General features: G+C 46.1%; 13 protein-coding genes. All 13 read right to left on the bottom strand.

The window, feature by feature from the left end:
* Nucleotides 1-2: 2 nt before the first annotated feature.
* The 13 genes from RIG68_RS08440 to RIG68_RS08380 all read right to left on the bottom strand — a co-directional run bounded on the left by RIG68_RS08440 (nucleotide 3) and on the right by RIG68_RS08380 (nucleotide 12,742).
* Entirely contained in the window at nucleotides 3-515 is a 513-nt protein-coding gene (locus RIG68_RS08440; protein ID WP_350121059.1) for a hypothetical protein, read from the bottom strand.
* Nucleotides 516-673: 158 nt separating this feature from the next.
* Nucleotides 674-1,255 (bottom strand): YqjF family protein, encoded by a 582-nt coding sequence (locus tag RIG68_RS08435; RefSeq protein ID WP_350121056.1) that lies wholly within the window; start codon nucleotides 1,253-1,255, stop codon nucleotides 674-676.
* A 199-nt stretch (nucleotides 1,256-1,454) separates the two neighbouring features.
* The gene (locus RIG68_RS08430) at nucleotides 1,455-1,835 is read right to left on the bottom strand and encodes a hypothetical protein (RefSeq protein WP_350121053.1); all 381 of its coding nucleotides are present in this window, start codon (nucleotides 1,833-1,835) and stop codon (nucleotides 1,455-1,457) included.
* Between the two features lie 160 nt (nucleotides 1,836-1,995).
* Nucleotides 1,996-2,388 carry a hypothetical protein gene (locus tag RIG68_RS08425; protein ID WP_350121050.1) on the bottom strand — a complete coding sequence of 131 codons (393 nt, stop codon included), beginning with the start codon at nucleotides 2,386-2,388 and terminating at the stop codon, nucleotides 1,996-1,998.
* Between the two features lie 510 nt (nucleotides 2,389-2,898).
* Nucleotides 2,899-3,558: a hypothetical protein gene (locus RIG68_RS08420; RefSeq protein WP_350121047.1), complete on the bottom strand. Its 660-nt coding sequence runs from the start codon at nucleotides 3,556-3,558 to the stop codon at nucleotides 2,899-2,901.
* Between the two features lie 70 nt (nucleotides 3,559-3,628).
* Nucleotides 3,629-4,192 (bottom strand): Crp/Fnr family transcriptional regulator, encoded by a 564-nt coding sequence (locus tag RIG68_RS08415; RefSeq protein ID WP_350121045.1) that lies wholly within the window; start codon nucleotides 4,190-4,192, stop codon nucleotides 3,629-3,631.
* Between the two features lie 151 nt (nucleotides 4,193-4,343).
* Complete coding sequence (locus RIG68_RS08410) at nucleotides 4,344-4,865, bottom strand: DUF2911 domain-containing protein (protein ID WP_350121042.1); 522 nt, start codon at nucleotides 4,863-4,865, stop codon at nucleotides 4,344-4,346.
* Between the two features lie 88 nt (nucleotides 4,866-4,953).
* Nucleotides 4,954-5,460, bottom strand: a complete 507-nt coding sequence (locus RIG68_RS08405; protein ID WP_350121039.1) for a GNAT family N-acetyltransferase — start codon at nucleotides 5,458-5,460, stop codon at nucleotides 4,954-4,956.
* A gap of 172 nt (nucleotides 5,461-5,632) precedes the next feature.
* Entirely contained in the window at nucleotides 5,633-6,829 is a 1,197-nt protein-coding gene (locus tag RIG68_RS08400; protein ID WP_350121036.1) for a hypothetical protein, read from the bottom strand.
* A 22-nt stretch (nucleotides 6,830-6,851) separates the two neighbouring features.
* On the bottom strand, nucleotides 6,852-8,216 hold the full coding sequence (locus tag RIG68_RS08395) for a hypothetical protein (RefSeq protein ID WP_350121033.1): 1,365 nt from the start codon (nucleotides 8,214-8,216) through the stop codon (nucleotides 6,852-6,854).
* Between the two features lie 157 nt (nucleotides 8,217-8,373).
* On the bottom strand, nucleotides 8,374-9,123 hold the full coding sequence (locus tag RIG68_RS08390; RefSeq protein WP_151996733.1) for a LytR/AlgR family response regulator transcription factor: 750 nt from the start codon (nucleotides 9,121-9,123) through the stop codon (nucleotides 8,374-8,376).
* A 78-nt stretch (nucleotides 9,124-9,201) separates the two neighbouring features.
* Entirely contained in the window at nucleotides 9,202-11,169 is a 1,968-nt protein-coding gene (locus RIG68_RS08385; RefSeq protein ID WP_350121030.1) for a sensor histidine kinase, read from the bottom strand.
* 112 nt (nucleotides 11,170-11,281) lie between these two features.
* On the bottom strand, nucleotides 11,282-12,742 hold the full coding sequence (locus RIG68_RS08380; RefSeq protein ID WP_350121027.1) for a vanadium-dependent haloperoxidase: 1,461 nt from the start codon (nucleotides 12,740-12,742) through the stop codon (nucleotides 11,282-11,284).
* Nucleotides 12,743-12,867 lie beyond the last annotated feature (125 nt).

Below are 12,867 nucleotides of genomic sequence, written 5' to 3'. Positions count from 1 at the left end.
GACTAAACGAAATGATAAAATCTTTTCTCTGACACAACACTCTTATCATTTATGTCCAGTAGTTCGATCAACTCACTTGGGCTGACTATCAGTTCAGAAATAACGATAGGCAATGCTTTTTTGGCATTAAGCATAATTGCAACGTACTCCAAGTCAAAAGCAGCGCCTCTTCTGCGGATAATGTGTTTAAAATGCATAATTGTTTTGATCTCTTTTCTCTCAATCAATTGGCCTCTAACCGTTACCCGGTGGCCTGGCTCTATCATAATGACCAAATTCTTCTCTTTTCTAAAGAATTTGACGAAGTTGACCCAGCCTGGAATTTGAAAAGAAAGGATGACTAATGCGCCGAGAGTAAGGAGAACTGGCGTTAGATCGAACATAATATCGGATTGATACTCGAACGATACTTTCAAAAGATACAGGACAAAGAATAGGTAGAAAAAGGAGAACAATATCGAAGGATAGTGTGGAAATAGATCAAGCTTTCGAACAATTTGTCTTTCAGAATTCATACTCATTCAAAGGTACTATGGTACCGATCCTCTTATATCGTCCTTTTATTCTCAACAGTTATTTCAGAACCTTCAGCGAGCATAACGGATGTAGGTTCGAAGTTGGAGAGCTCACCAAATTCAGTTCCATAAACCAATCCGAAGTTGACGTCTATCTTTTATTCAGAAACTTCGTAACAATCCCACCTTGGGTGAGTTACTTCATACTCAAGAGATGAATTCTTCCCGGCCTTTGTATATCCCCAGTAATGCTCAGTGATAAATTCAGATTCAGAACCCCGTGCAATAACTGTTGGATCAAGAGCTGCTTTAACCGAAAACACATTCTCTTCACCCTTAAGAGACCAACAATATTTTACAGTTCTGTTATTTTCGTGCTCGACCCAGTCATGAGACATTTTCATGGTCTGATAATGCTCCTTGTAAACTGTATTCGCTACAAAAGTCAGCGCTGGTTTAGGAACAATTTCCTTTATAAAAACCACTCCTCTTTTCCATTCGCCTTTATCATTAAATCTGACATAGAATCTCAGGTTCACCTCTTCGAAGTTACGATGAAAGGGAATAGGCATCCCCAGTAGCCTGGTGTTCAAAAACATGAATCCCACAAGACTAACATAACAGGTGCCGTTCCACAAATCCAATTCGGTTTTGGGCGGAATATACCTGGCCAATACTCTTGGATCAATTGCGTAATTCGCAATAGCCAGTTTTCTCCATTCGGCGTTGAGGAAGCTCATATGTGGTTTTGTAATACCAGCGCCTTGTTGATAAGTAACTATTAGAAAGCACTAACCTTTTTAGTTATACTCGCCAGCCTTTTTAGGTGTATCTGTGTGGTATGCGTTCTAATTGAAATAACCCTAGAGCTTGATATTCAGCACTACAAGATAGGCTACGACTAAACTTCCGGCAAATGGGAAAATCCAATCCTGTAGGCTATTTAACGTCAAATTCAAAAGTGACCTTTTCCACAAAGGTATTGTTCCTATCAAGGTCTTCTACCAACCGTCGCTCCAAGTTTGCTTCTGCTTCCTCCAGTGTCCTGTAGTGATTTAAATCGGACGTCCGGCGACGGTCTTTTTCAAACTCGCTCTCTACAAAATCTGTCCATTCCGAAACCATCTCCCAAACTTGCTTGTCGCTAGCTGTTTTCGAATAGACATCAGTTATAAGGACATGTTGTTTCTCCCCAGGCGCAACGTCCATCAATTTGGAATGGCAGAAAAAATAAATTGTTTCCTCCGGTGTGTCTGAATCAAAAATTGGATTTTGGAACATTGCCAAAACGGCTAGAACAACTGACAGAACTATATTCATGATGATTTCTATTGATCAGAATAAATATATTTTATTGAGCACTATAAACGAAATTAATCTACGAAAATCCATCTTGGACTTCCTTGCAACTGTTGTCGGCTCCTTGTCTTATTGATTGTAATCCCCCAATGCCGCCACCATCAGCGTCGTTACTCTCTCCCTATTTCGTTTCAGCTACCGGGTGGCGAAACAAAATGATGCCAAAACATACCGCAAATAATGAGTAAACGACCCCTACTCCCCACATAAGGTAGGAAGCATTGGGATTTGACATCAGCACTTTTACCAGGGCCAGTCCGGCAATGAGAAAGTGAGTCATATTCGCCACTGCTACCGGTCGGTTGTATATCCCTCCTATCAGGCTGCCTTTGCTCATCCAGTTGAGCATGGCAAAAGCGAAGTACAAGGCACCCAGTATTTGCATCAGTAATAATGCAGTCTCACTCGCCTCCATACCGGCATAATCCAATAAGGCATCTGGCATAAAAGTGAGGGCTATGCCAGCAGCCCCCAATATGACTGCTGCGAGTGTCATGATAATTTTGGTGTTCATATTTTGTGCGCTGAGATAAAAGGCGAAATATACTGCACAAACTCCTATTCCGCCATGGGCAAAGCGCTTGTTTCGCAATGCCCGAAGAGTTTTGTTGGGGATAGCGAAGAAAATGAAATGAACACCCCTGTGAGTATCAATACAGAAAATAGGGCTAGTTCTGTACGGTATTAGATCGGCTCCGAAATGAAAAGATTGCCGCAGCTGCGACCTAAATCCCGGACACAATCAGTAGGCATTTCTCGCAGCCTCGCAATGACGGTCACTTTTGGGTTAGTTCCTACTAAATAGGAAGGTGGCAACACTCCCTGTCGCCCCTCCCTATGGAACTTACGCAGACGACTGTGGTAGCATTGAGGCAGTTATTATGGCTGGTGGTGGTGTTAAATTACAGCTCGGAAAAGCGGCTAGTCCCAGTCCCATAGGGACGACACGCCGGTTAGCTCACCATGTAATTTCCTTTTTTGTCGAGTGCCGTAGGTACGGCACATATGCTTGCCAGAAAGCCCGTTACTTCGTCTGGAGTCTATGTTCCTTCATCAGCCTGTAAATCGAATAGATACCTGGCATCATGGGCAGAAAGGCGGTCCACATGCCAGAAAAATAGTAGTTTCCAGTTGTCTTGTAATAGTAGTTGGGCATATTGGCTACCTCAACACCGTGGATGGCTTGCGTAATGTCGCTCACATTGCCTGGCTCCAGGCTGGGCGTTAGCAACGGAAAAACATAGTGGGTGAATTCTGCCACACCTGGCCCGATAAAGATGAACCAGGCAATAAAGCCCGCCAGCGGCACACGGTAATAAAGGCCGAGTGAAGTTAATGTGTAGACCGTCGGGCCCACAAGGGCAAAGACGAGCAAAAAGCTCCTTTCTGTCCAGGGAATATCGAAAAGCCGACTCATGGCTGGGGCAAATCCGGTTTCATATTCTTCAATGATGTGAATTTGCAGACCTGCGACAGTGAGCAAAAACAATGGCAAAATGATTTTTGGATCAGTAGGATTCTTAAGGTAGGTGAAATACCAAAACAGGAAGCCGACGATGGCAGATCCTCCTACGATGATCACTGGCGGAAGCCCGATGTTGATATAGCCAATCGTCGGCATGACAATACAGAAGGCTATGACAATGGCCAGGCTAAAAATTCTGGCTGATTTTGATGTTTGCATGGTTGTAAAAAGTTGGTTGATGCAAACTTTCTAAGAAAAGCCGAACCATCTTTTTACAAATGTTAAAAAATCACTTCTTTGCCCTGATACGGCTGAGGGTTACTTGTGTGACACCCAAATAGTTAGAAAGGTCGCCGAGGCTGATCCGTTGCAGGAGCTGCCCCTCATTCGCCACAAAGTGGTTGTAGCGGGCAGTAGCGTTATCTTCCAGCATTTCACTCACCCTTTTCATCATATTGGCCGCCGCCATGGACACCAGTTTCCTGAAAAAAGTCTCCACACAGTGGTGTTTGGCACAAAGCTGCTCCAGGTCAGGCTTGCTGATATAGGTAACCCTCGTTTTTTCCAATGCCAGCATTCCATAATTCGAGGGCATTTCGGACACAAAGCTGTCGAGCACGGTAAGCATGGAATGCTCAGCGAAGAAGCGCATGACGAATTCTTTGTCTTCACTGGTGAAGAATGTTTTGGTTAGCCCTTCGTCGACAAAGCACAGGTGACGGCATACCTCGCCCCGTTTCAAAATGAAGTCATTTTTTTCAATCGTCCGGGTCTTTAGTTTTTCCAGCAAATCCTCGGAGGCTTCTTGATTGAGTGGGGAGAGTCTGTTGCAGAATGCCAAAAAGTCAATCATAGTATTTTAGTTTAGCCATGCAGATCAAATATGTAGCTGTTGTTGCAAAAAAATGCTAATGTGCAGTAATTGACTACTAACAAAAAAATGCCCACAGATTGTCTTCCTAAAAAGAGTATCCTGCGGGCATTTGCACTACAGAAACAATTGCTCACTTTAAGGGCACCGATGCTTTCAATTTCTCCCACCCTATGCTAAAGCTGTCGCTGCCTACGGTGTAAATGAGTGATTCCTGCATGTCCGCTGCCATGGGTTTTGTTTTCACGATAAATACGTCACTCTCCGGCTTTCGGGTAGTAGTGCCATCCCTATTAATGCCCCACTGGCCTACTTCCTTGTTGAAGATCACCTGCCATTCATTTTCCGTGGGAAGGATATAGATGCTGTACTTGCCTTTGGCCAGCTTGTTAACGCCTACCATGATGTCTTTGTCGGTTTCAAAGGTGGTAGCATTATTGGCTCCCGCTCGCCAAACCTTGCCGTAGGGCACAAGTCCACCCCAAATCTCCCTGCCATTCGCAGAAGGGCTGCTGTACTCAATGGTAATGTTTGCGTCGCCAACCTTTCCATTAGCGGTCATTTTGGGGCTTTTAGGCTGCGCCTGGGCATAAACAAGTGCAGCAAAAACAAAAAGGACTGAAAGTCCGGACGCTTTAATTGAACTACTTTTCATGTTGGATAAGTTTTGTGTGAAAATAATTATAGCCAGTTGGTTGTCAGGGAAATATACAACATTCAGGCGAAATATTATTCTTAATGGCCTATATCCTGTACTGCAGGAGCGTCAGCGCAAGCTCTCTGTTATGAACTGGTAGCTCATCCGTATCGGGTGTGGTATAGTTTTCCACAAAGGCAAAACCAAAGCGCTGATAGTAACTGACTATGTTGGCGTTAGCAGCCCAGGTATCCATCCGGACGTACGGAAGCCCTTTCTGCCTGGCGTGGCTCTTCGCCCAATCCATAACGTGACCAAAAAGCCTCTGTCCTTTGAAAGCAGGGTTCACCACAATACGGTGCAGATAAACGGCGTCGCCCTGATCCATCGCCCGCCAGATTACCTTGTCGGTGTAAGCAACACTGAAAACAATCAGTACATCGTCTCCGGCAACCACCTTGTACTGATTGCCTTGCTCAATGTCTCTGATGATTGCTCCCTTGTCGTAGTTGCGCCAGACTGGGTAGCCTTTTGCCTCCTGATACCTGATTGATTCTTCGAACAGGTGGTAAACAAGATCGAGGTCAGCAAGCTGTGTGTTAACTATTTTCATTTCCTTTTGCAGTGGCAGGATAAGTTAAGTATTATCCAGCATTTCAGCACCTCTCCTATTCGCCAAAAATGGCTTAACAGCAACTTAGGGGCCTTTTCCATCAACATGACGAAAAACAAAAAAACCAACCAGCATGCGCCAGTTGGTTTTAACTTCCCGTGTTAACTGCCAATTAGTCCAGTACCTTTTCCAGTTTAGATACCCAACCCCCTACCGGATCAAACAATAGTTTCTTAGTGCCAGTATCTTCTTTGGTGTATTCCAGCTGAATAGTGCCAGATGCTACCGGATCAATGTTAGCACCATCTTTGTAAGCCCAAATAGTGACTTTGAGATCGTAAACACCGCCTACTTTCAGCTTCTCCTGGTTTTTTCTCAAGAGTTCCAAGAAGGCATAATCGGCAGCGTTAGAAGAATTGTCGACTGTGACTCTTGGAAACAAGAAGTAGAAAAGGCCCTTGTCTTTGTCGATTTGCGGTATGTTTTCAGAGAAAACTGAGCTCGTCTTTCTTAACACCTCTCTATCAGTAGTTTCTCCCAGCATTTCATATGTAATATTGAACCAGGCTCCCGGATGCGACACCTCCAGGGGCATTTCAAAATACGGCTTATAGGCGACGGTTGAACCCAGCTCCGCCTTGGTGATGAAGTTAGCAACCTTTTCTACCGGCTCATTCTCTCTCTGGTTGCGCAGGTAGTTAGTTCCTTTGGCGAAAGCAATTTTGCCCACGTAGCCTCCGTAGGACTCAAACTTCATCAGGTTCTTCTTAGTTTTCTCGCTCTCTTCAGCCTTCAGGCTGCCAATCAGCATGTCCAATTTGGCCTGGGCGGTTTCCACATCCCAGGTATCGAAGCTAGCCTTGTCTTTGGCATAAACATCCACCACGGTGCGGGTAGCGTCAAGACCGACGGGGCCGTCGTTATAGCTGCGATCAGACTTGATCTGTGCTATCACGCCCGGATCGACTTCCACCAGCTCAACATAACCGGAGGCGCTTGCTGAGATCCAGAAGTAAAACAGCTTCACCTGGTGCTTGGTGTAGTAGTTTTCTTTCAAATCAAGCTTCAATTGTGGCTCATCGCCTTTCTTCTCGAAGTAGTGAAGCTTGTTCACCATTTTACCGCCTTCTTCTTTCACAAAACGAAGGCCATACGCTTTGCCGTCACTCAAACCGAAGTACTCGCCTGTGACGCCCATGGCATCGGTTTCATCATTGAATGCCGTAAATGATCCACCTCCGCCACCTTTACCACCCTTTCCTTTGCCCACCTTACCGGCCAGTGCACCAGCTAGTTGGGAGTGCGCTTCTTGTGCACTGAAAAGGACGAAAACGCCCAGCAGTGCCATTGATAGAATTAACTTTTTCATGTTGGTTCTTATTTATTGGTTATTAAAAATTCAGATTTACTGATGCGATTTTGGTATCTGTGTAACCGTCGGCACCTGGGTTTCCATCGTTGCCTTTAATGCCGGTGTTGTAGTAAGGCGGCCCTCCGTTGCCACCCTTCCCCCCCTGATTGTTGATGGTGACGTTAAGCGCCGTCACTGAAGGATCTTTAATGATGGTAACACTGCCTCCGTTGCCACCATTGCCGCCATTACCTCCAGCGGTTTCACTTTGGCGGCCCTTGCTCCCATTCATTCCCTGGCCTCCTTTGGCGTTCACTATTAGCGGAGTGTCGGGGGTTAGTTTGTAGTGAGCAACCGTTTTGGCCTTGCTGGTATTGTAGACCTCGATCTTGTTGAGGCTGGCACCTGTTTTCTTGTGCCGTACGGTCTGCACTTTGATGACCAGGTCGTCTCCATTGCCAGCATGCTGCCCATCGACGCCCTGAAAAACAGTCATATGCTGATGACGTTCGTTGCCCCAGAAACCATTTTGGTTTACCTGAACGCTCACATCATTGGTCGTATTGATGGCCAGGGATGCTTTTAACGACGGATGGTAGACGGAAGTAATCTGGAGCAAAACGACATCGTCGGTCAGCGATGAGGCGTCCACATCCACCCGTACCTCGTCGATGGTATTACTGCATCCTTTGTGCGCCAGTTCGAAGTCTTCCCAGGGTATTTTTCCTCCCAGATTGGGCGTCTTGAGTGTAGAGCCATCCTTCAGCGTCGCAACAACACCGTATCTGATGGCTTCACTGAAGTGCGCTACTTTTGCGGGTTGCGACACTAGTTGTATCTCAATTTTGGCGACAGCTTTTTCTTCCAGCGAATTTGCCTTGCGCTCTGCTTCCGCCAGCTCAGCTTTCTCGGCTTTCACATTGTCCCTGGCGCTGGTTTGGTTTTTAAAGGTGGCTGTGGCGTAGGCAGCTACCAGCTTGTTGGTGGCTCCCGGATCCAGGTTAAAATTACCTCCTTCTTTTACCAGCACATATTTGGTGGTAGCTTCCTGCTTGCCGTTCCACTCGTAGTAAACGGCATAGTCATTGAGAAACGAAAGCCTGAGGTCTTTGAAGGCAAAGTAGGCAGGATAGCCAGGCACATCCGGAGCAAAGGGCTCGTCGAGAATGCCCGACCGTTTCACCAGGACCTCACTTACGTTGCCGCCCTGTTTGGTGATAACTACCGGCCATGGTTTCCCAACTTTCTCAAACTTCCCTTTCTCGCCCAGCTTGTAAACCGTGTAGTTTCCGGATTCAAAACCATTCAAAATCGTGTTTTGACTTTCCTGCGCCCGGGCGGCGGAAAAGACCATGAGGCAGAGTAGAACTACTGAGGCTTTTACAATTGTTGTTTTCCGTTCCATATTCTTTGTTTAGATGGCGGTGACTAAACAAAGATGCTTTCGTTCCTGAGTGGATTTTCAAGCGAACTTCCAAAGGGCTGGTTTGAATTTCCGAAGCCGGAGAATGGAAAGATTAAGGAATGGTAGGCAGGTGAGGTAAGAACGAAAAGAAAGGCAATCAGCTGCCCTGTATTACCTCGAAAAACTCGTCTTTCTTGTCCTTGGAGATGCCGACGGTCTTTTGATTGTCCATGATGATATAGCCGCCATCCTGATTCACATATTGCTTGATATGTTTCAGATTAATGAGGTACGAGCGGTGCGGACGATAAAACTCTGCGGCTTCTTTTAATACGTCAATGAAAAACTTCATCGGCTTGCTAACCAGGATGTCTCCGCTACTTTGGGTAGAAACTTTGGTATACATTCTGTCTGCCTCGAGCATCACTATGTCATCGAATTCGACAAAGATGACACCATTGGACACAGGAAGCCCCACTTTACGAACACTGGAAGCCTTGAAGGAGTTTTTAAGCTCTTCCAGTCTCTCACTCACTCTCGATTTACCAATTTGGGTAATGGCTTTTTTTACCGCTCCTTCAACCTGCTCGTCCCGGAGCGGCTTCAGCAAGTAGCTGATGGCGTTAAGCTCGAAGGCCTTGATGGCATGCTCGCTATAGGCTGTAGTGAAAATAATTTCAAAAGTGATTTGCTCCCGGGTGAAAAAATCAAGCAACTGAATGCCTGAGTACCCAGGCATTTCTATGTCGAGAAAAACAATATCAGGTTTGAACTGATTGATAAGGCTTACTCCTTTTGGCAGACTGTCGGCATCTTCTATTTCGTTGATCTGAGGACAATTTTCCTCCAGCAAAATCCGCAAGAGATTTCTGGCTTTCTGCTCATCATCAATAATTACTGCCCTCATATACTCTTCTTTCCTCTAAAACTATGGCGTATTTCAGCTTCATCCCGCCCAAGTTTCCCAATGCCGATTTTCAACTTCCTAACTGACGAATTCCAATATGGGAATGCTTAGCACCACTTTAGTGCCTATGGACTCACCGGCGTCATTATGCAGGTCATAGACGGTCTCCCCTATCGGCCGGTCTTTATTGTTGAAATTCAGCAATTCCAGTCTGTTTTTGGTAGCGCTCATACCAAACGATTGGTGATCGGGATTTCTCAGAACATTGATTTCTCCCGATTTTTTTCTACCAATGCCGTTGTCAACTATTTCACATTCTAATACCTGATGATCGGGATGGTAGTGGAAAGAGACAGACAACTCACGATCAGTGTTTTTGTGAAGCAGGCCGTGCTTGATGGCGTTTTCCACGTAGGGCTGAACGAGAAATGTAGGAATTGTAACAAGTCCCGGATCGAGGTGCTCATCAACTTGTATCTGATAGGAAAGTGTATCTTCGAAACGCAGCTTTTCGAGCTCAAGGTAAAGATTCAACGCCTCAATTTCCTCAGCGACAGTTATTTGTTTGATCTGGCTGTGATGAAGATAAATGCGCATCAGATCGGCAAATTTCCCAAGGTATTTACCTGCTAACTTTTTCTCGTTCATCATGATGTATTCCTGAATGGAATTGAGTGCGTTGAATATGAAGTGCGGGTTCATTTGGGAGCGCAGCGCTTTGAGTTCGGAAGCCCTGTATTGCTGTTCCAGCGCTAGCCGTTTTCTCGTTTCTTCCAGTTCCAAATTGGTGAGCGCCTGTTGTTGCTTTATTTGCCGCTGCCTGTAAATCAACACGGCACCTCCCAGCAACAATATGATTAAAATGGCCAGGCCACTCAAAAAATACCTTTGCTGGGATAGCTGTAAGGCTTGTACTTCGGCAGTTTGTGTCAGCCTGGCAACTTCCTGCTCCTTGATATTTGCTTCCAACCTTGCCTGTAGCGACGACAGGCTTGCAGAATTCCTTCCGCTCACTATAGAGTCATACTTGGCCTTGTACAGCTCATACGCCTGTAGTGCCTGATTAAACTCTCCCTTCGATTTGTGAATCAGGTACTTAAGTCGATAGTGATCGATACCTGTTGGGCGAAGCTTTTCTCCCTCAGTCATACGAAGCATAGCAGAGTCATAGACACCTAGTTTTTCATAAGCAAAGCCTTCGTTGAGTATTTGATAATAGAGAGAACGCTGCGGAAAGTTATATTTCTCAATATACCTGCGAGCTTCTTTGGCCATTTGTATGCCTTTACGGTATTGGCCCTGCCGGATGATGGGCGCAGTTACAACGTCTACCATGGTGGCATACCCGTAGTTGTACCCGGCCTTCCGGGCTATTTTCATACCCAACTCACCATAGTATATCGACGAATCGAGGTTGACAGAAATACCCCCATTATATATCCTGCACAAGGCGTAACAAACTCTTACCTGCAGCTCAGCATTATTCATGGCTGTTGCTCCTGCTAAAGCAAGAGCATAATACCTGGCACAGTTTTCAAGGTCATTGTTCTGTCGCAACACCGACGCAATATCGGCGTATGCTTCAGGCAAAAGCTCGGTCAGGTCATTGTCTTTTATTTGCTGACGGGCATTGTAGAAATTCTCCAAAGCCTTGTCGTACTGCTGATTGAAAAGTAATATACGGCCTGTGGCCATGATATGCCCCACTTCTATCAGTGGGCTGGCACTTTCATCCAATTTAACCTGCTGAAGCAGACTAGCAGCGCTGTCATAGTGGTTGAAAAGGATAAAAGCGTTGACTCGTGTCAGCAAAACTTCATTTACCAACTCTTTGTTCTCTCCGACCAACGCCGTCAGCTGATGAGAATAGTGGCGCAACGAGTCAAGGTTCTCCGTCCGATAATAATTGACTATTCCCTCCAGGGCTTGCCTGTTACCGGAGTTTTTCTTGTACGCCAAAAGCAGGCTGTCAATGGGGACAGCGTTTTCAGCGTTTGCTCCAAAACATACCAACAAGCAAATAGAAACCACCCAAGCTCTTTTCATTGCTGTAATATAGATGCTCTGGAGAAGCGGAACAACATTGACATCAGGTGACTGAACTTAGTAGTCGCAAACAACTGCGCAATCATCAAGCTTACACCACTTCAGAGGTCTTTTAATCCTCTCCCACATGCATTTTATAAAACTTCCAGGCCTCTCTCGCCACCTCACGGCCCAGCTTAAGTCCTTCAATATTGTCGGATTGGATATGATACCCCCCAAGCACCCTGGAGATGCCGGCCATTTCAGCAGCTTGTGTAAATGTTGGGAACCGCAGCGTGACGGTATCTCCCAGATTGTCAGGCTCTGTCATGGCACCAGCCACCAACACAGCCTCTGAGCCAAACTCATCGCTGCCCGTCCATAGCTTTAGCGCTTCAGCACAGCCACCGCTGATGGTGCTATGGCCAGAAACATAGCTGGGAAATGGCGGGCATAGAAAGGTTTCAGGAGAATAAGGTCGCCACTGGTTACCTGTCATTTCAATCATGCCCTTTCCCTCACCACCCCAGGCTTTGATTTTTTGATCTTCGTAGTACTGATGCACCAAGGCATATGGACGGGCATAGTCATAATACATTTTTGAATCCCATGAAGCAATAAAAGCATCCATGGCCACTACCTGGTTGTAGAAATACATCTTCACATCCTGATCAAGCGTGTGGTTGTCTCTTACAGATACGTCCTGAGCAAATTTGAGCCAGTGGCCAGCTTGTTGCACCGACTGCGGGCCGTCCCGCATAAATTCCACAAGGGCCTTCTGCTCATCGGTGAGGTTGGCTTGCATATCTATCACCTCCCACACCTCTTTTTCCAGTTGTTCAGACCCTACCATGGGTGGCGGTCCTGGCCGAAACTGATCTCCTGACTTTAGCGCCACTGGCTTCACTTTATCCCAAAATGGTGTAAGGCAGCCAGGCGCATATTTCCCTCCTTTGCCATCGGAGAAATATTTGGGTTGCCAGCGATTCGGGTCCACATTCTTATCAACCGGGTTTACCGGCGCATAGCCTGTGTAGTCGAAATAGGGTTGGCCATCCGATCCGGCCTCTTCCGCATATTGGTTAGCGCCGTCGCCTTTTCTTGCATCTATCACTGCTTTGGCAGCCAGATTGCCTATCCCCTCCGGCGTGCTGGCATCCAGCGACTGGTTATCTGGATCAAGGCCCAATTCCTTCATGAAATCCCGGAACATGGGCTCGTCTGAAAAATAATACTCATTCATGGCCCGGAAAGCGGCGTAGCTGATAGCAACCTCTTTATTTTTAAGGGTTTGTTCATCGGCAGGCCTTCGTTCAACTCCGGAAAGGTAAACAGGTGTTGCATTTTCGTCGTACCTGGACCAGGCGTCAAAAACCGACACGAAGATCAACCCGAGGTAACGGGAGGTAATAGTAGGACGTGGCCTGAACTTTTCCGTGTCATTCGCAGTAGCCATTAAGGCCATTTTGCCCCATTTAAAGGCAACATTGTCGGCGCCAACCGGCTCCGGATGTTTGTTTGAGGATGTTTGATTGTTTTGTTGACAACCAAGTAAAAGCGCTATGAACAGGGAGAGGGTTGAAATTCTTTTCATGACTGATGGTAAGCGCCTACCGGCCAATGGTGATAATGCTCAATTAGCCAGGCAGAAGCTTCAATACATTTTGAGTAGGTATAGACCGGCATTTTATCGAATTTAGATCGAAATGCAAAGAAATA

The sequence above is a fragment of the Imperialibacter sp. genome, from assembly GCF_040222385.1.
Lineage (GTDB): Bacteria > Bacteroidota > Bacteroidia > Cytophagales > Cyclobacteriaceae > Imperialibacter.
Note: the sequence above shows the minus strand (reverse complement) of the source record. Positions and strands in the feature narration are given on the sequence as shown.